Below are 21024 nucleotides of genomic sequence, written 5' to 3'. Positions count from 1 at the left end.
GCAGCTTCACTAAAACGATGTAGGCCGTCTGCGTCATGAAAGCTGTAGAGCAAGGGCTGTGCCGACTTCCTGTATTGCGCCACGCATCAGGCGGCGGAGGCTCTGGTCTGCGGGCTTGGGAGGAGCACTGACGAATAGGGCAAGGCGTTCGGCGCACGGCCAGCACCCTGCCACTTGTTCAAATGATAAAGTTATGTTTAATAACTGTTTTGCTAACTGATCATTTCGATCAGTCGACTCGCTCAGGGGCATAACAATGAACAATCCCCATTCGCTGCTTCCTCATCTCGCGGTACAGGAGGAGCATTTCTCGCCCCGAGGAGACAGTACGCAACTGGCCGAGGGCAACTCACCAACCCTGGCCGAGTTAGCCGAATGCCTGTTCTTTTCCCCCGTTGACGGACGTATCTGGCTCAACGACCAGCGCATGCTGCTATTGCACAGCTCATCCTTTGGCGCGCTGCGGCGAGAGATTATCGAGCGTCAAGGGCTGGAACAAACCCGCGGTCTGTTTACCCGCACTGGCTATCTGTCCGGTGCGCGCGATGCGCGATTGATCCGCGAGCGCTGGCCAGACGCCGACGCCGCGGCGGTGTTCTCTGCCGGTACTCGCCTGCATACACTCGAAGGCATGACCAAGGTCGAACCCCTGCACTTCAAATTCGACGCCGACTCGGGCTTCTACGAAGGCGAATTCCTCTGGCACCACTCCTGTGAGGCCGACGAACATATCGCCGCCCACGGGATCGGCCAGGATCCGGTGTGCTGGACTGAACTGGGCTATGCCATCGGTTATGTCAGTGGGCTATTCGGCCGTCTGGTGATCTTCCGCGAAACCGAATGCCGGGGCATGGGTCATGAGTGCTGTCGGGTGATCGGCAAGACCGCCGAGCAATGGGGCGATGTCGAACAGGACCTGAGTTATCTCACCGCCTCGCCCTCCAGCGTCGCCCCCCGGCCGCGTCCAGCCCCGGCGTCCGCCCCTCAGCACGACGACAGCGAAATACCCGGCGGGCCAAAACCCATTGGCGCCAGCGCAGCCTTCAACGCCGCAACCCTCGCCTTGCAACGCGTTGCACCGACACCTGCCACGGTGCTGTTCAGCGGCGAGTCCGGGGTTGGCAAGGAGTTGTTCGCCCGTCAGCTGCATCAGTTCAGCCCACGCCATCAAGCACCTTTCGTGGCCCTCAACTGCGCCGCAATCCCGGACAACCTGATCGAGGCGGAACTGTTCGGCGTCGAACGCGGCGCCTATACCGGCGCGACTCATTCGCGCCCCGGACGCTTCGAACGGGCTCAGGGTGGCACTCTGTTTCTCGATGAAATCGCCAGCCTCAGCCTGCCGGGCCAGGGCAAGCTGCTGCGTGCATTGCAGGAGCGCGAGATCGAGCGCATCGGTGGTAGCCAGGCGATCAAGGTCGATGTGCGGGTGGTGGCGGCAACCAATGTCGACCTGCGCAAAGCCGTGGCAGCCGGAGATTTTCGCGAGGATCTGTTCTACCGCCTGAATGTCTACCCCATCACTTTGCCGCCACTGCGCGAACGTCGTGACGACATCCCGTTGCTGGTCAACGCGTTCCTGCGGCGCTTCTGTCAGGCTTATAACCGCAAGCCCGCCGGACTGACCATGCGTGCGCTCAAGGTGCTATTGCGCTATGACTTTCCCGGCAACGTGCGGGAATTGCAGAACCTGGTGGAGCGTGGCCTGATCGCCAGCGAAGACGGTCAAGCCATCGATCTGGTCCACTTGTTTCGCAACGAACCCATGCCGCAGGAGGCGTACTCTCTGGACGGCAATGGCAGCCTCGCGGCAACCGACCAGAGCCCCGCCAGCACACAACCTCGTCCAGCCTTGCTGGAAACCCTGGCTCGCCTGGAACACGGCTTCTCCATTGAAGGACTGGAGTCGCGCTTGATCGACGAAGCGCTGCAAAAGAGCGAAGGCAACCTGGCCGCCGCCGCCCGACTGCTAGGCTTGAGTCGCGCGCAGTTTGCCTACCGACTGAAAAAGTACCGACAGGCATCGGCCTGATTCAGACGGCTCAATGCACGGTGAACAGTGCAAATATGATTAATGATGTTAACTATGAAGCACCTCGACATCCGACGCATCGCTGGCGAGTCGGGCCAACCTCTGTTGTTGTTCGCTGTGGATGAAATGAAATTATCTTGCAATTTTAGTTATTCGAACTAACTATTATCTCGATTAACTTGTTTTAACCCACAAAACGCGCCTCCGGAGAGCCCATGCCCCATAACAACAACATCGACGGCATCATCGAACAACTCAGCCAACTGCCCCCCCTCGGCTCGCTGACTATCGACCAACAACGTCAACAGGCCGAACAACTCTTCGGCGCCGGCTCCTGTGCCGAGGGCGTGACCTTTGAGACCACCCGCCTGGCCAGTGTCAGCGGGCTTTGGGTCATTCCCGCAGAGGCCCGGCCTGACTTTGTGTTGCTGTATCTGCATGGCGGAGGCTACTCATTCGGCAGTGCCCAAGCCTATCGCCCGCTCACCAGCCAACTGGCAGCCCGCAGCCGGATTCGTACCCTGTGCATCGATTACCGTCTGGCCCCGGAACACCCTTTTCCGGCCGCCATACAGGATGCTCTGGAGGTCTACCGCGCACTCCTGGAAAACGGTGTGAACGCCGAGCACCTGGTGCTGGCCGGCGACAGCGCTGGCGGCGGTCTGTGCATGGCTCTGATGCTGGCTGCCAAGGCCGCTGGTTTGCCGCTGCCGGCGGCTGCGGTAGTGATGTCGCCTTGGGTGGACATGGCTCAGACCGGTGAGTCCTGGAATTTGCAGAAGGACCGAGATCCATTGCTCGGCCCGGTTGCTGGCAAGACCGTTATGTCCGACACCTATCTGCAGGGCGCCGAGCCACTGAATCCGCTGGCCTCACCCCTGTACGGCGACCTTCAGGGTCTACCGCCAGTGCTGATCCAGGTGGGCAGTCGGGAATGCCTGCTGGACGATTCAACCCGGCTCGCCAGCCGCCTGGCCACCGCCGAAGTGGCGGTACAGCTGGACGTCTGGCCGGGGATGATTCATGTTTTCCAGGCCATGAGCGATCAACTCGAAGAAGCCCGCCGCGCACTGGACCAGATCAGCGCCTTCCTCCTGCGGCACCTGGGTCGTTGACATCGGCCTGGGCGTGCTCGATCTCTAGCTGTCGTATCACTGAAGTTTTCTTTTATAACGAAAACTTCAGCACCATCTCCCGCAAGCCTTGGGCAAGCCTGGACAGTTCACCGCTGGCCAGGCTGGAGCGACCTGCATCTTCGGCCGATTGCATGGAGAGTTGGCGAATGTTGACCAGATTGTGATCGACCTCTCGAGCCACTTGTGCCTGTTGCTCTGCGGCGCCGGCAATGAGCAGATTACGCTCAGTGATCAGCTCGACCGCGGTGGCTATTTCGTCGAGGGCGCTGCCAGCAGAATTGGCGACTTCGAGTGTGCTTTCAGCTCTGTTCGTGCATTGACTCATGGAGTGTGTGGCGCCATCGACACACGTTTGAACACTGGAAATCATGGCTTCGATCTCAACCGTCGATGCTTGAGTTCTGTGCGCCAGAGCCCGCACCTCGTCCGCCACAACGGCGAAACCGCGCCCGCTTTGGCAACGCGATCAAGACCATCCGAAGTTTTGCGTTTGCTTCATGGAACAACTCCAGCACAACGTCCACTCAGTCTGAAACGAACCTTGACCCGCTGGAGATTGTTCATGGGAATTCAGTCCGCTAGGGCTTTCAGGTATGTGCAGCAATTCTCCTGCCTGGCCGAACGCTGCGAAGACAACTGCTGCAAAGGCGACTGGCGCATCGCGGTCAGTGAACGCAGTCAAGACTTGTATAGCCGAACCTACCCTGAACTCTTGAACCTGATCGTCAAAGACGATGGCGGCTATCAAATGAACCGGGCTGGCGGTCAGTGTGGAGCGCTTCAGGGTGGACGTTGCCAGATACATGCCCAGCAAGGCGAACAGGTGCTCACAGATACCTGTGCCAACTACCCGCGCATGTATCGCCGGATCAATGGCTCGCTGGTGAAGTCTGCAACCATGAGCTGCCCGGAAATCGCCCGTCTGGGACTGTTTGGCGACGATCCGTACCATATCGAGGAAAGCCGACAAGACGACTTCCACCTTTATGGGGCAAGCAACCAGGCGTTTCCTGGCATGGACGCGTCCCAATGGCGCTCAGTGGTCGGTTTTCTTCTACAGATGGTGTTATCAACGGAGCTGTCCGCCGGGCAGGTATTGCTGCGCCTGAACTGGATCGCCGCCCGGCTGGCAGCATTGCCCTATGCCTGTTGGGCCGAAGAGCTCTCCCTTCAGGCGGCAGGATATGAACCTCCAATAGCCAGCAGCGAGTCGATCATCGTGGACCCGTTGCTGATCGTGCTGATGAACATCCTGAATGCATCGGGCGTGCCGCAGGCATTGCGTCAACAACTGCTCTGCGCCTCGGTCATCGAGCCCGGCGAAACGCCGGAGCAGGCTCAATGGATGCTCAAGCCCGCCTATCGGGAGCTTTACCGGGAAACGGTTCACGGCACGCTCGATCCGATCCTGAAGCGTTTCATTGCCGCCGAAATGACCCGCACGGGTTTTCCGTTTATTTCCAGTACCAGTGCCGGGCTTGATTACGGCGTGAGCCTTACCGAGTGGGCGGCCACTCTGGCAATCCGGACCTTGACGTTGCGCTGCCTGCTGCTTGCCCATTGTGATGCGGACACACGACAGGCGCCGGACCGGCAAAAAGTAGTTGATCTGGTTTATCGATTTTGCCGGGCAGCCAACCATAACGCTGTCACGGCAGCCGAGAGGACTTTGCGTCATGCGATCGGCGAAAGGGGCGCACCGTATCTGTGCGCGCTGATCGCGCAAATTGAGGCTTGAATAAAAAGTGACACGCGACCTCGCCAAGGGTCGCACCGGGGAGGATGTGTCCCGCCTAAAGTCTGCGTAGAATACCGTGTCGATACCGGATCCAATAACAAACAACGGCCGGCAGACTCATCATCCCCGTGATCAACACCACTGGTGACTTGTGGCGCCCTTCTACGTTCAATGCCTGAAATATCAACCATGAGCAGGAGCTCACGGGTATCCACTGCCAATACGACGGCGCTTTGCAGGTTTTGTCTGTCGGTATCGTTGCTGATTGCTGGTAACGCGTCTGGCGCGCCATTGCCGCTCGAACTGTATGTTCCGGACGCTCCGCCATTGACGTTTGTCGAGGGCTCCCAGGGCCACGGAATGGTCGGAGAAGCCGTCCTGACGGCCATTGCCAAGGCCGGCTATGTCGCTCATGTCCATGGGCTTCCCTGGGCCAGATCTCAGAAATACGTCAGCGAGAAGCAGGATATCCTGATAGCCCCCTTGTCCCGTACGCCGGAACGTGAACATCGCTTCACCTGGATCGCGCCGATCATGCCCATGGAGCGCGCTTTTTTCAGCCTCGACCGGCCAGTGAGCAGCTTCGCGCAAGCGAAAAAAACCTACCGGGTGATCGGCGTCGGCCTGGGCAGCGCACAGGAGGAAATCCTGCGCGCGGAGGGGTTCAGCGATGAACAGATCCACCCGCTTACCATCGGTGACAACCCCGCGCAAATGCTTCTGATGGGACGCATCGATGCCTGGTTCAATGGTGTCCCGGAGAGTCTATACATCTGGCCGAAGGTGTCTCGACGCACACTGCTCATGAGTTCCGTCGTGAGCAGTGCCGATCTCTATCTTGCCTGCTCCTTGCAATGCTCCGCTCAACTGGTGCAAGACCTGCGCGAGGCGGTTGAAACGCTTCGCGAGGACGGCACCCTGGTGCGTATACAAAAGAGCTATTTGTCGCAATAACAATACGGGTCAAGGTACCGCCGCAAGCCCGCGCGCGCTGTTGATGGAACCGACAGCGCCGGCCACACCACTTAGCCCCTATATCCATCATTTACGGGTTAAGCCATGAGTGGCCTCTTCTACAAAACCTTGCTCAAAGATCTTTCCACCGCCCTTGAAATGCAGCCCTTGGCGTTCGATGCCCGGGGGATGTGCGATCTGATCATCGATGACACCTATCCGCTGAAGCTGGCATGCAATGACGCTCACCAGCGCCTGCTGCTGATCGGCTTGCTCGAAACACCAAAAGACCTGCCGCTGCAGCGCTTGCTGGGTGGCGCACTCAACCCCCTCGTCAGTGCCGGCCCCGGGCTCGGCTGGGATGCTGGCAGCGGTTTGTATTTTGCCTATCAAAGCATCACCCGGGAAAAAGCCAGCGTACCGGTATTGATGCGCGAAATCGCGACGCTGATCGACTGGATCAAAGGTTGGCGTGAGGTACGTGTATGAATCCCGTGCAATCGCGCTTCACCAGTGTAGAAGCCCTGAAAGACTCAAATGTCGATGTTCGGGCGCTCAAGGCGCACGGTCGGATCGAGGTCAATGGCAAGCACTATGAGATCCGTGCCGCGGCGGATGGACAACTCAGTGTGCAACGCCCGGACAAGCAGGCCGCCGTAGACAAGTTCTTCAAGAGCGCCAGCCACCTCCTCGGCGGGCAGAGCCAGAGTTCGCGGATCGCCCAGACGCTCAACGAGAAAGCCGCCGCGGCCGCTGCACGGCCGCAGCTGACGCGCCAACTGGGTGGACGCCTCAATCTGCAACAGATCAACCTGGAGCAAGGCCAGAGCAGTTCCGCGGCGACCGTCGTTGCGGCAAAAAAAGGCGAGATTCCTGACGGCAAGAAGACCTTTGCCAGCCTGCTCGCCTGGGCGAAAAAAGCACAAAAGCTCAAACAGGTCATGCAAGAAACCATTTACGATCTTTTCAAACATGAAACACCCAAGTCCAAGCCCATGGCGCCTGACGCGCAGAAAGCCTACATGGCGGGGTTGAAAAAGCTTGAGCGCGAGGATGGTATCGATCTGTGGCCCCAAGGGCTGGACGGCATGAGCAAGGAAGACCGCCTCCTCGGCGTCTACATGGCCGAACATCCCGGTGCAGGCAAGGACTTCTACCGGATCGCGCCTGAACACTCTCGTCGCACAGGGGAGGAAGAGGATGCGGGACGGCTGACCATCGCTGTCGAACCACGCTATGCCGGCGAATTGGCAAAGGCCATGACCACGCTGATCAAGAGTGAGGACAGCATCTTCAGCGGCAAAATAGCCGGGCCGGAAAGATTTGGCCAACGAACCGATTCCGCCATTCTCTATGTCCGCAGCGATTACGCAGAGACCCTGGAACTGGGCCGAAAACTACAGAGCATGCTGCCTGCGCAGGCCTTCATCGACCATACCCCCGCAGGTATGCAGTCGGCGGGCAAAGGCCTTGCCTATGCCGAAACGGCCCAAGGTGACTCGACCAGTCATGGCACATCACGAGCCGACATCATCGCAACAGCGCTGAGTGATCGCAGCAGCGGCTCCCTGGAGAAAAAGCTGAAAGCCGCGCTCGCCGCGAAAGGCTATAACCCGGACAACCCGGCCTTCAGGCAAACATCCACCCGCTGAACAAGGACGCCTCAGCCCATGAACCCTCTGCAATTTCGCTTCCCCAGTGTCGAGGCACTGAAAAACGCGCCTGTCGATATCCCGGCGCTCAAGGCCCACGGTCAGATCGAGGTCAACGGCAATACCTATCGGATCCGGAGTGCGGCGGATGGCCAATTTCAGGTCGAACGTCCGGACGATCAAGCCACACAGTGGAGCTTCTTCAAAAGCGTCTACGCCCTCCTCAATGGGCAGAATGAGGATTCGCAGATCGCCCGGACACTGAACGAGAAAGCCGGCAAGCCCCCTTCAAACCCACGACAAGAACCTTTCCCCGGGGAACGTTTCCAGCTCAACCCGCTCATCCTCGAACAAGGCCAGAGCAGCAGCGCGGTGTCCGAGGTAAAAGAACAGAGCGTGCCCGTCGGCAAGGAGGCCTTTGCCAGCTTGCATGAATGGGCCAAGAAGGCTGAACAACTCAAACAACCCATCACCACGGATGACATTTACACCCTGTATCTTGACGACGCCCCCAAGGTTCAACTGCTCGAGCCTGCCGGGCAGAAAGCTGTCTTGAATGAGTTGGTAAGGCTAGACCGCGAGCACGGCGTTGATATAACGCCACAAGGGTTCGACGAGATGCCGGCGCAATACAGAGAAGTCGTCACCCTCGACAGACTCATCAAGGGGCATCCCGACCCGGGCATGGATTTCTACAGGTTCGAGCCCAAAGGACGGACGTCCCACGAGCTGAGTACGGGGCGCCTGACCGTCAATATCGAACCGCGCTATTCGGGTGAATTGGCGCAGGTCATCGCAACACTGGTCAAGAGCGAGAACGCCATCGTCGCAGCCAAGATAGCCGGCCCGATCGAAATGGGGGCCAGACCGGACTCTGCCGTTCTTCATATAAAGGGGGACTATGCAACGACCCAGGCACTGGGGCGCAAGCTCCAGGCCATGCTTTCCAGGGATGCCTTGATCGACCATACACCGGCGGGCATGCAGCCGTTGGCCAAGGGGCTTTACTATGCCGAGACGATGAAGAATGACTCGAGCAGTCATGGCATTTCACGCGCCACGCTGATTGAAACCGCGCTGAAGGATCAAAGCGGCGACTCATTGGAGAGCAAACTGAGAAAGGCGATTGCCGAGCGAGGTTACAACCCGGACAACCCGGCGTTCAGACTGACACCTGCCCGGTGAGGCGAGAACGCTAAATGCCATCCCCTGTGACACCCGTTCAGCGCTCAACCGAAATTCCCCTGTGGGAGCGGGCTTGCTCGCGAAAGCGGTGTGTCAGGCGACATTGGTGCCGACTGACACTCCCTCTTCGCGAGCAAGCCCGCTCCCACACGTTGGTCAGCGTCCTATCAAGCGTCTTGATTGAACAGTTGCACCGGGCTCGAGAGTTCTTCATAAAGCGGTAAGCCAAACAACAGAACATCGGCGCGGGTGTCACCGAATCGGGCGATATTCGGCAGGCGCGCCCACAGGCGTGCTCCGATGGCCTGAACGATGTGCTGGCTCGGTTTGTTCGCGCCCATGATCCATGACACCACCGTTTCCAGACCATATTGCCTGGCCAGAATCACCGAGGCCTGGCCAAGGCGTACGCCCACTCCCCGACCGTAATGGTCGGCGCGCACATAAATGGCGGCTTCACCCGTGTTGCGACACGCCTGGGTGCCCCAACTGAACCGATTGATCGATAACCAACCGACTACTTCACCACCACGCTCGATGACAAACACCGGCAAGCCGTCGTTTTTGTACAGGTTGATATAAAAGGTGACCTCTTCCAGGGTCATGGGACGGGTCACCGGAGAGTTGGCCCCGGTGTCGGCCGTTTCGTTGAAGATCGCCATCATGGCGGGAAGATCCGCGTCAGTGGATTCACGCACACCGCGCGGCAGGACGTGCTGAGGAACTCCTTGCTTGAGGCTGCTCATGAGTAAACGGCTCCTGCAAAAACGCTGGCCTTTAACTGCTCGCGAGCACGGGACAAGCGCGAGCGTACGGTACCGATCGGAATACCCAGGCTGTCCGCCGCATCCTGATAGCTGATGTCGGTTTCAACCACCAGCTTCATGACGTTACGCATGTCCTCCGACAATTCGCCGATGGCCTTCAGCGTTCGACTGAGGACGCGTTGATGATCACTCACGTTACTTGGATCATGGCCATGCTCCAGGTTGTCGGCGCCTGACTCCTCCAACTCGCTGCACTGTGGCTGGCTGTACATACACTTGAAGTGATTACGCACAAGGTTCATGGCAATGCCAAATAACCAGGTCTCCGGCTTCGACGCCCCGATGAATTTGTGCTGATTACGCAGCGCTTCCAGATAAGTCATTTGCATCAAATCATCGACATCTGCCGCATTGAATACCCGCTGAGTAATAAAACTGCGCAACTTGCGCTCACTGTTCTTTGCCAACGCCCCAACATCCAGATGTATCGAGCCCATCACCTCAGGCTGAACGCTGTTTAGCTCCATCGTAAATCCCTCGTTCCATACAATTGAAATAGCCAACATGGCGAGAGAGATAGAGCAGCTTATGTACCAGTTCTTATAAAATCACAACCAACTGATTTAATTGAATATTTATAAATTAGAACAATTACACCATGCCATTTTTTGCATTTCTGACACACAGCCAATGCAATTTCTTGCACAACTTTTAAAACAAGAAAAATAGTTCAGCATCAAGGGAACTCAACGCTGGAAAGTGCCACACAGAACACACACAGACTCTTTCATGGCGTTCCTTATTTATGAAAATCGGCGCTTATAACGACACGCCTGTAATACCGGATTTCATTCCCCCGCTCGCACCCAAGATAGAACGCGTGGAGGTCCCCAGAAACCCGTTGCTGGACTCCATGGAAGAAATCGGCATGAAGTTCAGCGAGAGTGTGGAACGGCACTCCAAGCGTATCGATGAACGTCACGTCCAGACCTCCCATGCGCCGGGGCGGCTGGAGAGAATCGAGAAGCTGACCGAGCTCTATCGGCTGCTCGATCATCCTGACCAACCGAGCCTGGAACAGCAGGCCCGGCGCATGCAGATGCTGCTGCAACAGCAACCCTCGATGCAGGCGATGCTGGCACTGACCCAGGATGATCCGGCACGCACCGACATCGTTTTGCAGCAAACCCTGCGCCTGGCGACCACCAGTGGCGACGAGAAAGAAATCGCTGACGTACAGAGCGCCATCGAAGAGCTGCGAGAATTGCATGGTGACAAGATCCGCGCCGGGCTGAACACCGCCAGCGCCATCGCCTTGTTCAGTCAGGACGCTGATCAACGCAAGATCATTCGTCAACTCTATTACAAAGCCATCGTCGGGCAGCAACCGTTGTCCGTCCTGCTGGAATCGCTGTTCGAACGCTTCAATGAAGAGCAATTTCCCCGGGTGCTGCGCACCTTGCAACGGGCACTGGCCGACGACATCGCGGCCATGGCACCGTCCTTGCCCGGCGCGGCATTACGCTCGATGCTGCGCGGTCTGGGCGCCTCCAGCCAGTTGAGCAACATGCTGCAAATCTGTCGCGATTTGCTGGAACGCCTCGCGCTAAAAAACCCTGCCGGCAAAATGACCACCCTGCAGTTGGCCCGCCGGATCGTGCGGTTCTGCGGCAATGGCTTCTTTGCCCGTGACCTTTCCTCCCTGACCGAAGAAACCGTCGGCCGCGATCAACGTCTGCAACCGATTTTCCTCAATGGTTTGTTATCGCTGTTGCAGCGTTTGCCCTTGCCGGTATGGAAAGACAACAAGACCCGGCAGAACAGCCTGCGGTTGATGCTGGGTTTGATGGACGAAGTATCCCGGCAGGAGCGCAAAGTGCTCGGGCTTCCCGATGGGCAGTCCAAGCGATGAACAAGCTCATCTATTGGCTCAACCGGCTGGCCATATCGGCGATGCGCCGTACCGAAATCGTCGGTGCTTTCATGGTCATGGCCATCGTATTCATGATGATCCTGCCCTTGCCCACAGCCCTGGTGGACGTGCTGATCGCGCTGAACATCTGCATATCGTCCTTGCTGATCGTGCTGGCCATGTACCTGCCACGACCGCTGGCGTTTTCAACGTTCCCGGCCGTGTTGCTACTGACCACCATGTTTCGCCTGGCACTGTCCATCGCCACCACACGCCTGATCCTGCTGCAGCAGGACGCCGGACATATCGTCGAGGCCTTCGGCAGCTTTGTCGTCGGCGGCAACCTGGCAGTCGGCCTGGTGATTTTTCTGATTCTCACCATCGTCAACTTCCTGGTCATCACCAAGGGTTCGGAACGTGTGGCGGAAGTGGCTGCGCGCTTTACCCTGGACGCGATGCCCGGCAAGCAAATGTCCATCGACAGTGACCTGCGAGGCGGTTTGATCGATGTCCGCGAAGCCCGCCAGCGACGCGAACAGTTAAGCAAGGAGAGTCAACTGTTCGGAGCCATGGACGGGGCCATGAAATTCGTCAAGGGCGATGCCATCGCCGGTCTGATCATTGTGTTCATCAACCTGATCGGCGGCTTCTCGATCGGTGTTTTGCAGAACGGCATGGAGCCGGCGGATTCGATGCACCTGTATTCGGTACTGACCATCGGTGACGGCTTGATTGCGCAAATCCCCGCCCTGCTGATTTCCCTGACCGCCGGCATGATCATTACCCGGGTGGCCCCCGACAGCCAGTCACTGGATCTGAATATCGGTCGTGAAATCGCCGAACAGTTGACCAGCCAGCCCAAGGCCTGGGTCATCTCCTCGGTGGGGATGCTCGGCTTTGCGGCCATCCCCGGAATGCCAAGCCTGGTGTTCATCACCATCAGCATGCTGTGCCTTGCCAGTGGCTTGATTCAACTGTTGCGCGCCAGCCATAAAAACACCCAACAGGCCAACGCCGGAGAAGAACGACTCAAGAACCCTGAATTGAATGGCCGCGAAGACATCCGCCGCTTCAACCCGTCACGGGCCTATCTGCTGCGCTTTCACGCCAGCCATCAGGGCAGCCGCGAGGTCGAGCAATTGATCCAGACCATTCGCCAACGGCGCAACACCCTGGTTCATCGATTCGGCCTGACCCTGCCCTCGTTCGATATTGAATTCGACGAGCTGCAAAAAACCGACGAGTTTCTGTTCAGCGTGTATGAAGTGCCGCTTATCCGTGCCAGTTTCGCAACGCAAAAAATGGCCGTGGATTACCGCTTGGTCAATGAAGACGATGGCGGCGACCCCGGCACGCCCGAACGCGATGAAAGCCAGTGGTTCTGGTTCGATCCCGAGCATCCCATTCTGCTGCGCGATGAGGTCGAAGGGGCCAGTTGCGAGGCGCTGATTCTTGAACGCATGAACCGCGCCTTCCAGTCCACGGGGCCACAATTTATCGGCCTGCAGGAAACCAAGGCGATTATCGGCTGGCTGGAAAGCGAGCAACCTGAACTCGCCCAGGAGCTGCAGCGCACCCTGCCCCTGGCGCGCTTCTCGGCGGTGCTGCAGCGGCTTTCGTCCGAACTGGTTTCCCTGCGCGCGGTGCGCCTGATCGCCGAGACGCTGATCGAGCAAGGCCAGCATGAACGCGATCTGAGTGCCTTGACCGACTATGTGCGCATCGCCCTCAAGGCCCAGATCTGCCACCAGCACAGCGAAAGCGGGGTCATGCACGCCTGGCTGGTGACACCGGAAACCGAGGTGCTGCTACGCGACGCATTGCGCCAGACCCAGAGCGAATCTTATTTCGCCCTCGAACAGGAACTGGCCGGCGCCTTCGTCGAGCAACTGCGCGAAGCCTTTCCATTGCGAGCCAGACCGGCACCGGTGCTGCTGGTTGCCCAGGATTTGCGCAGCCCGATGCGCAGCCTGCTGCAGGATGATTTCAATCATGTTCCGGTCTTGTCCTTCGCCGAGTTGTTATCCGCGGTGCAGGTCAATGTCCTGGGACGCATCGACCTGGAAGAGGCCCAGGCCTTACTGGCCTGATGGAGCACAACATGCTGTATGAATTGCGCGTTTTAACCGGTTTGCATCGCGGCGCGGCACTGCCTTTGTCCGGCGCTGAGTGGAGCATCGGCTCGTCAAGCGATGCCGACCTGGCGCTCTACGATACCGGGATCAAAAACCGCCACTGCCTGCTGCGTCTGGCTGACAGCACCTGGTCGCTGACCGGCCAGGAAGGCGTAGTGACCGACAACGAAGGGCATCGCGTCGAGGCCATTTCGACCTTGCAACCCGATACCCCTTTTGCCCTGAATGGCGTCTGGCTCTCGGTGGTCAGTGCCAACACCGACTGGCCCGAAGACGAGACCATCACCGCCGAGCGGGCACCTCCAGCGACCGACACGCCGTCGATCGTCAGTGAACAGCCGGACGGCTCTCAAGAGCAGCCAGAGCTGCTGTCCATCAACGCCCAACGGGATGAAACAGTACACGCGCAGCCGCGCCGTCAGCCTCCCTCGCTGATCGCTTCACTGCTGCTTATCACGGGGCTAGCGCTGTTTCTCGGGATCCTGCTCTGGGCATTCAACCGCCAGGAGCCGGTACCTGCTGCACCGCCACCCGCGGCCAAAGTGGTGCTGGCCGATGCGCAGGAAGTGCGCAAAGTGATCCTGAAGATGCTGCAACAGCGAGACCTGCAAAACCGCATCACCTTGACCGAAGAGCCGGGAAAAATCCTCTTGCACGGCAACTTCGCCGAAGACGACTTGCTGCAATTGACCGAACGGATGCTGCTGCGTTTCGAGCGTCAGTATCAAAGCCCGATCCGGGTACAGAGCGCCTTGCCCGTAGCGACACCGATCCTGCCCTTTACCGTGGCCCAGATCAGCAATGGCCGATTGGCCCATATCGTCACCAACGATGGGCGTCGACTGTTCCTCGGTGACGAAATCGATGGGATGCGCCTGGTGGAGATCAACGATAACCGGGTGATTTTCGAAGGCGATCGCCGAGTCGAGTTGAGCTGGTGATGCGTGAGGCTTTCGAGCGTTTAGAAGACTGGGCACAGGGCGAACGCGAACGCCTGCAACGGGCGGCTCCTGTGGAGGTTCACGGGCGCATCTGCGCAGTCAGCGGGATTCTCCTGCACAGCCAGATCCCCCGGGCGCGCATGGGTGACCTGTGCGAAATCCGCCGAGCCGACGACAGTCTGGTCATGGCCGAAATCGTCGGTTTCGATCGCCAGAACACCTTGCTCGCGGCCCTGGGACCGCTTGACGGCATTGCCATTGGCGCGCCGGTGAAGCCGTTGTTCCAGCCCCACAGCCTGTGCGTCGACGAGGGATTGCTTGGCGCGGTACTGGACGGCTTCGGTCGCAGCCTGGATGGCGACGGCCCCAGCGCGTTCGCCGCTGCTGGCACGCCAGGTGCTATCCCGGTGATTCGCGATGCTCCGGCAGCGACTGCCCGCCCGCGCATCGAGATGCCCCTGCCCACCGGGCTGCGCAGCATCGACGGGATGTTGACCCTCGGCGAAGGGCAACGGGTCGGGGTGTTCGCCGGCGCCGGTTGCGGCAAGACCACCCTGCTTGCCGAGCTGGCGCGCAATACCCCTTGCGATGCGATCGTGTTCGGCCTGATCGGTGAACGTGGGCGCGAATTGCGCGAATTTCTCGATCATGAACTCGATGAGCAATTACGCAGCCGCACCGTGTTGGTGTGCTCGACGTCCGATCGCAGCAGCATGGAGCGAGCCCGGGCGGCCTTCACCGCTACCGCGATCGCCGAAGGCTTCCGTGAGCAAGGCAAATCGGTGCTGCTGATCGTCGACTCGCTGACGCGTTTCGCCCGGGCCCAGCGCGAAATCGGCCTGGCCAGTGGTGAACCCAGCGGCCGTAGCGGATTACCGCCCTCGGTGTACAGCCTGCTGCCGCGCCTGGTCGAGCGGGCCGGACGAACGAATGACGGCGCGATCACCGCCCTGTACTCGGTGCTGATCGAACAGGACAGCATGAACGATCCGATTGCCGACGAAGTCCGTTCGCTGCTCGATGGTCACATCGTGCTCTCCAGGAGGCTCGCCGAAAGCGGCCATTACCCGGCGGTCGATGTCCTCGCCAGTCTCAGCCGCACAATGAGCGGTGTGGTGGGAACCGAACAGGTCAGAAGCGCCACCCAGATACGCAAATTAATGGCGGCGTACCAGCAGGTGGAAATGCTCCTCAAGCTCGGTGAGTACCAACCGGGTCATGACCCCTTGACCGATTGTGCGGTGGACTCGCGCTCAGCCATCAATGACTTCCTGCAACAGTCTCTGCGCGAACCGGTGTCCTTCGAGGACACCCTCGATCATCTTGCCGAGGTAACCGCCAATGTCCCACTCTGATGCAGACCAAGACGACTACCCTGCCGGCGATTTCGCTGTCATTGGCCAAACCGTCGACATGCTGGCACCTATTCGTCGACAACGCCTGAGGCTCGCCGAACAGGCCTGGCGCCGCCAGCGCCAGGTGCTCGACGAGATGCGCGCCCGGCTCGACAGTTTGAGCAGCGAAGCCATGCGCTTGCGGGCGATCCATCGCCAGCGGCGCCTCGAGCTACTTGAGCAGTACCGAGATAAACCGATGCCGCTGACTGAACTCAAAGATTCCCTGGCCGAGGAACAACTGTCGTTGCGGCGGATCGAGCGCAGCAAGCAGGCACGCATCGCGCTGCAAAAAGAACATGATCAACAATCGCTCTGGGCTGAAGAAAGTCGCCTCGAAGTCAGCCGTCGACTACGCGATGTAGAAAAGCTCGATTACTTGCTCGATCTGGCCCGGGAGGCTTCATGAACCATGCTCATGTCCCGGCCAAAACGGCCAACGCCCGCCCCCAGGAAACGACTGGACGCGCCGAGTTCCCCAGAACCGCGCGCCCGTTCGAGCCGGCGAGCGAGATCCGCCACGACGGTGAAGTCTTCGAAACGCTGATCAGCCCCGATCTCGGCTGGTTCACCCCGGCACTCAGCGGATTCACCGGCGAAGGTTCTTCCCAGGGCTTCGCCGGCAGCCCGCCGTCGTTCGAACCGGAGTCTGCTGCCGCGACCTATAGCGCCCCGCTGTGGGATGCCCTGATTCAACATATAGAGCTGCAGCACATCGACGAACAACTGCAGCCCATCGATGACTTGCCCATCGAGGCCGTCTTCGAACTGCCGAACCTGGGCGAAGTCGCCGTACAGGTCATGCGCCAGGGCAACGTCATGGATATCGCCCTGCGTTTTGCCCAGGGCGAAGCCTGGGCACGCTGCCGGGAAAGCCAGGAGTCCAGCCGCCAACTGTTGAGCCAGCGGCTCGGGCGGCGAGTCAAGTTGTCATTCGATCTGAAGGACCGTTGAGATGACCGTTCAAGCACTCAGGCTGCGGCCGATGAAAAGCGATGAAGCGCAGGTGCGCAGACGTCTGGGTAAAGGGCTGAATCTGGACTTTCAGCTGGAAGCGGCCCGCGGCACGTTGAGCGTGCACCTGCTTGACGCCGACCCCCGGTCGATCACCGGCAACGTCATGACCAGCGGCTGCGGTCCCTTGTTACTGAGCGATGCGGAAGCTTTTCTCAGCCTGATATCCAGTTGCCCGGCGATGCTGCCGGACAGTGATCGCAACCCGGAGGACAGTGCCTGGTACTGGCAGATCTATAACCAGTACCTGAGCCCCGAATTGCAGGCGCTGTTCGTCCATCTGGAACCCACGCAAACGCCCCTCGATGACGGCCTGGAATGTTTGCTGGAAGCGCGCATCAATGGCTTGCGCATTTGCAGCCGGCTACGACTGGCGCCGACCACCTTGCTGCGGCTGCTCGATCGGGGCAACTGGCGCCCGCCTCTGTCAGGCCCGGACAGTGACCTGCCCCTCTGCATCCCGTTGCTGCTGGGTCGCACCCACATGAGCGCGGCGGTCCTGCGCTCCTTGCGTGAAGGCGACATTGTCTTCCCCGAGCAAGCAATGTTCGCCCCTGATGGGCAAGGCCCGCTGCAAATCGGTGGCTGCCGCCTGGGTCTGCAGTTGGAGAGTACGAACCCACCGCGCTTCATCGTCACCGAACTGGAAGAAACCCTCATGAATGCACCCCTCGATCACCTCAATCCTCCCAGCCTTGACCCCATGAACGCCATTGAAGGCTTGCCCGATCTGGACACCTCCGTCCTCGAAGGTGACTCCGCCGAGGAACCACTCGCCAGCCCCGACCGCTTCGCCGACCTGCCGCTGGCATTGACCCTGCGCATGGGCAGCGTCTCACTCAAGCTGTCGGAACTGCGGAATCTGGCCATCGGCTCGGTACTGACCGTGGAGGGCAGCACCGTGGGCAATGCCCTGCTGTGCCATGGCGAACGGCCTTTGGCTCATGGCGAACTGGTGGATGTGGAGGGGCGCCTCGGCCTGCAGATTACGCGCCTGGAACAACAGCGATGAGTGAGGGACAAATCGATCCGATGATGCTCGCCTTGTTTCTCGGCGGGCTCTCGATGGTGCCGTTGCTGATGGTGATCTGCACTGCGTTCCTGAAGATTTCCATGGTGCTGCTGATCACCCGCAACGCCATCGGGGTGCAACAGGTGCCGCCGAACATGGCGCTGTATGGTATCGCGCTGGCGGCGACCCTGTTTGTCATGGCCCCGGTGTTCAACGAGATGGGGCAACGCTTCAAGCAATTGCCGGAGCGCCATGAAACATTGGCGCAGATGCAGAGCTCCGCCAGCCAGGTCGTCGAGCCGCTGCGGCTGTTCATGTCGCGCAACGTCGATCCCGATACCCAGACCCACCTGCTGGAAAACACCCAGCGTATGTGGCCGGCGGAGATGGCGGCCAAGGCCAGTCGTGAGGACATTCTGGTGATCGTCCCGGCCTTCGTGCTCTCGGAATTGCAGGCCGGTTTTCAGATCGGTTTTCTGATCTATATCCCGTTCATCGTCATCGACTTGATCGTCTCCAACATCCTGCTGGCCCTGGGCATGCAAATGGTCGCGCCCATGACGATTTCCCTGCCCCTGAAAATCCTCCTGTTCGTTCTGGTGGATGGCTGGACACGTCTGCTCGACGGTCTGTTCTACAGCTACCTGTAACCGCCCGCTTGCACTGCTGTGCGCGATAGATCGAGGCACTTATGGAAATCCTGAACCTGTTCAAGCAGGCCATGTTGCTGGTGGTCGTGCTCTCGGCCCCGCCGCTGATCGTGGCGGTAATCGTCGGCATCGTGACGTCGTTGCTGCAAGCGGTTCTGCAGTTGCAGGACCAGACGCTACCGTTCGCCATCAAACTGGTCGCGGTCGGCGTCGCCCTGGCCCTGACCGGGCGCTGGATAGGCGTCGAGTTGATGCAACTGACCATTCTGGCGTTCGGCATGATTGCGCAGACGGGGCACTGAGATGTTCGAGCACGCCATCAGCCTGTTGTCCGACTCCGTCATCGCCCTGACCCTCGGCATGGCGCGGATCTACCCTTGCCTGCTGCTGGTACCGGCGTTTTCGTTTCGCGAACTCAAAGGCATGCAGCGCAACGGCATCGTCCTGGCGCTGGCCCTGATGCCCATGCCGGGGATCCGCGCCACGCTGGCCGGGGTTGAATTCCATTGGCTGAACCTTTGCGGCCTGGCACTCAAGGAAGCAGTGCTCGGCATGCTGCTGGGTGTCTTGCTGGCCATGCCGTTCTGGTTGTTCGAATCCATCGGCTGTCTGTTCGATAACCAGCGCGGCGCCCTGGTCGGTGGGCAGATCAACCCGGCACTCGGCGATAACACCTCTGAGCTGGGATTCATGTTCAAGCAAGTGCTGATCATGTTGTTGATCCTCGGTGCGGGCTTTTCCAGCCTCACCCAAGTGCTTTGGGACAGTTACAGCGTGTGGCCGGCGACCCGGTGGATGCCGATACCCGCGGCCGATGGCTTCGCGGTTTACCTGAGCCTGATCGCGAGCATCTTCCGCTTCATGGTGCTCTATGCCGCGCCTTTGGTGGGCCTGCTTCTGCTGATCGAATTCGGCATGGCGATCCTCAGCCTGTACAGCCCGCAACTGCAAGTCTCGACCCTGGCGATGCCGGCCAAGAGCCTGGCCGGGCTGGCGTTCCTGGTGCTGTACCTGCCGATGCTGTCGTTCCTTGCCGAAGGTCGACTCGATGCCTTGGGCGATCTGCGGCATACCCTGCCACTGCTGCTGAACCCGCGGCCCTGATGCCTCGAAAGATACCCTTGCCAGGAGCCATCAATGAGCGAAAAAACAGAAAAACCGACCCAGAAAAAACTCAACGATGCGCGCAAGAAAGGCCAGATCGGGCAAAGCCAGGATGTGCATAAGCTATTGATCTTCGGCGCCCTGATCGAGCTGATTTTCACCCTTGCCGAAAGCGGCATGGATAAGCTCAAAGGCCTGATGTCCGTGCCCTTCGGACAACTCGACATGCCCTTCCAGGCCGCGCTCAAGGAGATGTTCGTCAAGGCCAGCATCGACCTTCTGCTGTTCATGCTACCGGCGCTGGGCCTGGCGGTGATCATGCGGGTCATCGGCGGCTGGTCGCAGTTTGGCATCCTCTTCGCCCCCGAGGCCCTGAAACTGGATTTCGACCGGCTCAACCCGATCAATCAGTTCAAGCAGATGTTCTCGGCCAAACAACTGTTCAACCTGTTCAACAGCCTGAGCAAAGCGGTGCTGATCACCTGCGTGCTGTATGTGGTGTTACCGCCCGCCGTGGGGGATCTGATCGGGCTGGCCAACACCGACTTGGACACGTACTGGCGCGCCATGATCGACATGTTCTCGCGGCTTTCACGGATCTGCCTGGGGGTTTTGCTGGTGCTGGCGGCGCTGGATTTCGGGCTGCAGAAGTACTTCTTCCTCAAAGGCCAACGCATGAGCCACGAGGATATTCGCAAGGAGCACAAGGATTCCGAAGGCGACCCGCACATGAAGTCGCACCGCCGCTCCATGGGCCGCGAACTCACCCAGGGCGGTGCCGCGCCCGCCCCGCAAAAGGCTCCGGTGGAAGACGCCGATATGCTGCTGGTCAACCCCACGCACTACGCCGTGGCGCTGTTCTATCGGCCAGAGGAAACCGCACTGCCCCGCATCATCTGCAAGGGTCAGGATGCTGAGGCCCGCGACCTGATCGAGCGTGCCCGTGAGGCGGGCGTGCCGGTCATACGCTTCGTCTGGCTGGCCCGCACCCTGTATCGCAGCGAGGTTGGCCGCTTCATCCCGCGCGAAACCCTGCAAGCCGTGGCCCAGGCTTATCGCCTGTTACGTGAACTGGACGAACACGCCGCCGACGACATCATCGAAATCACCGACAACCCGAGCTGACTCCCGGCTGTAGCAGCTGCCGAGCCTGCGAGGCTGCGTTCGGCTGCGAAGCAGTCGTGAGTCCGGCTGACGCGGTCTGCCTGATGTATCGCAAACTCTGGTTTTACGACTGCTGCGCAGCCGAACGCAGCCTCGCGGGCTCGGCAGCTGCTACAGAAACCCCTGCCCTTCGATGCCCGGCCTCTATTCACCGTTCCTGTGGAACCGACGGACATGGCCAGCCACTCACCGGACTGAATACATCCCTAATGTTCGCCCAGGACTGTCCGGGCG

The 21024-nt window shown here is 59.6% G+C and carries 20 protein-coding genes and 1 pseudogene; 18 read left to right on the top strand and 3 right to left on the bottom strand.

Annotated features, from left to right (window positions below; genetic code table 11):
- Positions 1-256 precede the first annotated feature (256 nt).
- The gene (locus tag ACA044_RS13185) at positions 257-2032 is read left to right on the top strand and encodes a sigma 54-interacting transcriptional regulator (protein ID WP_497446730.1); all 1776 of its coding nucleotides are present in this window, start codon (positions 257-259) and stop codon (positions 2030-2032) included.
- 215 nt (positions 2033-2247) lie between these two features.
- Positions 2248-3147, top strand: coding sequence for an alpha/beta hydrolase (locus ACA044_RS13180; protein WP_497446729.1), 900 nt, complete (start codon positions 2248-2250; stop codon positions 3145-3147).
- Between the two features lie 52 nt (positions 3148-3199).
- Here the strand turns inward: ACA044_RS13180 and ACA044_RS13175 are convergent.
- Positions 3200-3619 (bottom strand): annotated as a pseudogene (locus ACA044_RS13175) (methyl-accepting chemotaxis protein); the annotation flags it as partial.
- Here ACA044_RS13175 and fliB point away from each other — a divergent pair.
- The 5 genes from fliB (at position 3521) to ACA044_RS13150 (ending at position 8697) form a co-directional block, all read left to right on the top strand.
- Complete coding sequence (gene fliB, locus ACA044_RS13170; RefSeq protein WP_497446728.1) at positions 3521-4906, top strand: flagellin lysine-N-methylase; 1386 nt, start codon at positions 3521-3523, stop codon at positions 4904-4906. The pseudogene ACA044_RS13175 and the gene fliB overlap by 99 nt on opposite strands.
- A 189-nt stretch (positions 4907-5095) precedes the next feature.
- Positions 5096-5860, top strand: coding sequence for a substrate-binding periplasmic protein (locus ACA044_RS13165; protein WP_497446727.1), 765 nt, complete (start codon positions 5096-5098; stop codon positions 5858-5860).
- Between the two features lie 105 nt (positions 5861-5965).
- The gene (locus ACA044_RS13160; protein WP_497446726.1) at positions 5966-6349 is read left to right on the top strand and encodes a CesT family type III secretion system chaperone; all 384 of its coding nucleotides are present in this window, start codon (positions 5966-5968) and stop codon (positions 6347-6349) included.
- Positions 6346-7512, top strand: a complete 1167-nt coding sequence (locus tag ACA044_RS13155) for a T3SS effector HopA1 family protein (protein WP_497446725.1) — start codon at positions 6346-6348, stop codon at positions 7510-7512. The genes ACA044_RS13160 and ACA044_RS13155 overlap by 4 nt, the downstream gene beginning before the upstream one ends.
- Before the next feature lie 18 nt (positions 7513-7530).
- The gene (locus ACA044_RS13150; RefSeq protein ID WP_497446724.1) at positions 7531-8697 is read left to right on the top strand and encodes a T3SS effector HopA1 family protein; all 1167 of its coding nucleotides are present in this window, start codon (positions 7531-7533) and stop codon (positions 8695-8697) included.
- 167 nt (positions 8698-8864) lie between these two features.
- On the opposite strand, the gene ACA044_RS13145 is transcribed toward ACA044_RS13150, so the two are convergent.
- Together ACA044_RS13145 and ACA044_RS13140 are read right to left on the bottom strand one after the other, a co-directional pair.
- Positions 8865-9443, bottom strand: coding sequence for a GNAT family N-acetyltransferase (locus tag ACA044_RS13145; protein WP_497446723.1), 579 nt, complete (start codon positions 9441-9443; stop codon positions 8865-8867).
- A complete protein-coding gene (locus tag ACA044_RS13140) occupies positions 9440-10030 on the bottom strand; it encodes an RNA polymerase sigma factor (protein ID WP_497446722.1) in 591 nt (196 codons plus the stop codon). The genes ACA044_RS13145 and ACA044_RS13140 overlap by 4 nt, the downstream gene beginning before the upstream one ends.
- A gap of 314 nt (positions 10031-10344) precedes the next feature.
- On the opposite strand from ACA044_RS13140, the gene sctW reads away from it, so the two are divergent.
- From sctW to sctU, 11 genes are read left to right on the top strand one after another with little or no spacing between them, the layout of a single operon-like run.
- The gene (sctW, locus tag ACA044_RS13135) at positions 10345-11376 is read left to right on the top strand and encodes a type III secretion system gatekeeper subunit SctW (protein WP_497446721.1); all 1032 of its coding nucleotides are present in this window, start codon (positions 10345-10347) and stop codon (positions 11374-11376) included.
- On the top strand, positions 11373-13466 hold the full coding sequence (gene sctV, locus ACA044_RS13130) for a type III secretion system export apparatus subunit SctV (protein WP_497446720.1): 2094 nt from the start codon (positions 11373-11375) through the stop codon (positions 13464-13466). Before sctW ends, sctV begins: the two co-directional genes overlap by 4 nt.
- A gap of 11 nt (positions 13467-13477) precedes the next feature.
- Positions 13478-14452, top strand: coding sequence for an FHA domain-containing protein (locus ACA044_RS13125; protein ID WP_497446719.1), 975 nt, complete (start codon positions 13478-13480; stop codon positions 14450-14452).
- Positions 14452-15807: a type III secretion system ATPase SctN gene (gene sctN / locus ACA044_RS13120; RefSeq protein ID WP_497446718.1), complete on the top strand. Its 1356-nt coding sequence runs from the start codon at positions 14452-14454 to the stop codon at positions 15805-15807. The genes ACA044_RS13125 and sctN overlap by 1 nt, the downstream gene beginning before the upstream one ends.
- Complete coding sequence (locus ACA044_RS13115) at positions 15794-16255, top strand: type III secretion protein (protein WP_497446717.1); 462 nt, start codon at positions 15794-15796, stop codon at positions 16253-16255. Before sctN ends, ACA044_RS13115 begins: the two co-directional genes overlap by 14 nt.
- A complete protein-coding gene (locus ACA044_RS13110; RefSeq protein WP_497446716.1) occupies positions 16252-16800 on the top strand; it encodes a type III secretion system HrpP C-terminal domain-containing protein in 549 nt (182 codons plus the stop codon). Before ACA044_RS13115 ends, ACA044_RS13110 begins: the two co-directional genes overlap by 4 nt.
- 1 nt (position 16801) lies before the next feature.
- Complete coding sequence (locus ACA044_RS13105; RefSeq protein ID WP_497446715.1) at positions 16802-17872, top strand: FliM/FliN family flagellar motor switch protein; 1071 nt, start codon at positions 16802-16804, stop codon at positions 17870-17872.
- A complete protein-coding gene (gene sctR / locus ACA044_RS13100; RefSeq protein WP_497446714.1) occupies positions 17869-18522 on the top strand; it encodes a type III secretion system export apparatus subunit SctR in 654 nt (217 codons plus the stop codon). The genes ACA044_RS13105 and sctR overlap by 4 nt, the downstream gene beginning before the upstream one ends.
- Before the next feature lie 41 nt (positions 18523-18563).
- Complete coding sequence (gene sctS, locus ACA044_RS13095; protein WP_497446713.1) at positions 18564-18824, top strand: type III secretion system export apparatus subunit SctS; 261 nt, start codon at positions 18564-18566, stop codon at positions 18822-18824.
- Between the two features lies 1 nt (position 18825).
- Positions 18826-19626, top strand: a complete 801-nt coding sequence (gene sctT, locus ACA044_RS13090; protein WP_497446712.1) for a type III secretion system export apparatus subunit SctT — start codon at positions 18826-18828, stop codon at positions 19624-19626.
- 33 nt (positions 19627-19659) lie between these two features.
- Positions 19660-20751, top strand: a complete 1092-nt coding sequence (gene sctU / locus ACA044_RS13085) for a type III secretion system export apparatus subunit SctU (RefSeq protein WP_497446711.1) — start codon at positions 19660-19662, stop codon at positions 20749-20751.
- Positions 20752-21024: the final 273 nt, after the last annotated feature.

This window comes from Pseudomonas sp. LBUM1673 (genome assembly GCF_059695645.1).
The sequence above is the reverse complement of the archived record's forward strand: the minus strand, read 5'-3'. Positions and strand labels throughout refer to the sequence as shown.

Excerpts from the sequence above, each read along its gene's own strand:
- ACA044_RS13155 (WP_497446725.1), top strand. The coding sequence starts at position 6,346 with ATGAATCCCGTGCAATCGCGCTTCACCAGTGTAGAAGCCCTGAAAGAC.
- ACA044_RS13115 (WP_497446717.1), top strand. The coding sequence starts at position 15,794 with ATGTCCCACTCTGATGCAGACCAAGACGACTACCCTGCCGGCGATTTC.
- ACA044_RS13105 (WP_497446715.1), top strand. The coding sequence starts at position 16,802 with ATGACCGTTCAAGCACTCAGGCTGCGGCCGATGAAAAGCGATGAAGCG.
- sctS (WP_497446713.1), top strand. The coding sequence starts at position 18,564 with ATGGAAATCCTGAACCTGTTCAAGCAGGCCATGTTGCTGGTGGTCGTG.
- sctN (WP_497446718.1), top strand. The coding sequence starts at position 14,452 with ATGCGTGAGGCTTTCGAGCGTTTAGAAGACTGGGCACAGGGCGAACGC.
- ACA044_RS13165 (WP_497446727.1), top strand. The coding sequence starts at position 5,096 with ATGAGCAGGAGCTCACGGGTATCCACTGCCAATACGACGGCGCTTTGC.
- sctR (WP_497446714.1), top strand. The coding sequence starts at position 17,869 with ATGAGTGAGGGACAAATCGATCCGATGATGCTCGCCTTGTTTCTCGGC.
- sctV (WP_497446720.1), top strand. The coding sequence starts at position 11,373 with ATGAACAAGCTCATCTATTGGCTCAACCGGCTGGCCATATCGGCGATG.
- ACA044_RS13160 (WP_497446726.1), top strand. The coding sequence starts at position 5,966 with ATGAGTGGCCTCTTCTACAAAACCTTGCTCAAAGATCTTTCCACCGCC.
- ACA044_RS13150 (WP_497446724.1), top strand. The coding sequence starts at position 7,531 with ATGAACCCTCTGCAATTTCGCTTCCCCAGTGTCGAGGCACTGAAAAAC.
- ACA044_RS13140 (WP_497446722.1), bottom strand. The coding sequence starts at position 10,030 with ATGTTGGCTATTTCAATTGTATGGAACGAGGGATTTACGATGGAGCTA.
- ACA044_RS13110 (WP_497446716.1), top strand. The coding sequence starts at position 16,252 with ATGAACCATGCTCATGTCCCGGCCAAAACGGCCAACGCCCGCCCCCAG.
- ACA044_RS13125 (WP_497446719.1), top strand. The coding sequence starts at position 13,478 with ATGCTGTATGAATTGCGCGTTTTAACCGGTTTGCATCGCGGCGCGGCA.
- ACA044_RS13180 (WP_497446729.1), top strand. The coding sequence starts at position 2,248 with ATGCCCCATAACAACAACATCGACGGCATCATCGAACAACTCAGCCAA.
- sctU (WP_497446711.1), top strand. The coding sequence starts at position 19,660 with ATGAGCGAAAAAACAGAAAAACCGACCCAGAAAAAACTCAACGATGCG.
- ACA044_RS13185 (WP_497446730.1), top strand. The coding sequence starts at position 257 with ATGAACAATCCCCATTCGCTGCTTCCTCATCTCGCGGTACAGGAGGAG.
- ACA044_RS13145 (WP_497446723.1), bottom strand. The coding sequence starts at position 9,443 with ATGAGCAGCCTCAAGCAAGGAGTTCCTCAGCACGTCCTGCCGCGCGGT.
- sctT (WP_497446712.1), top strand. The coding sequence starts at position 18,826 with ATGTTCGAGCACGCCATCAGCCTGTTGTCCGACTCCGTCATCGCCCTG.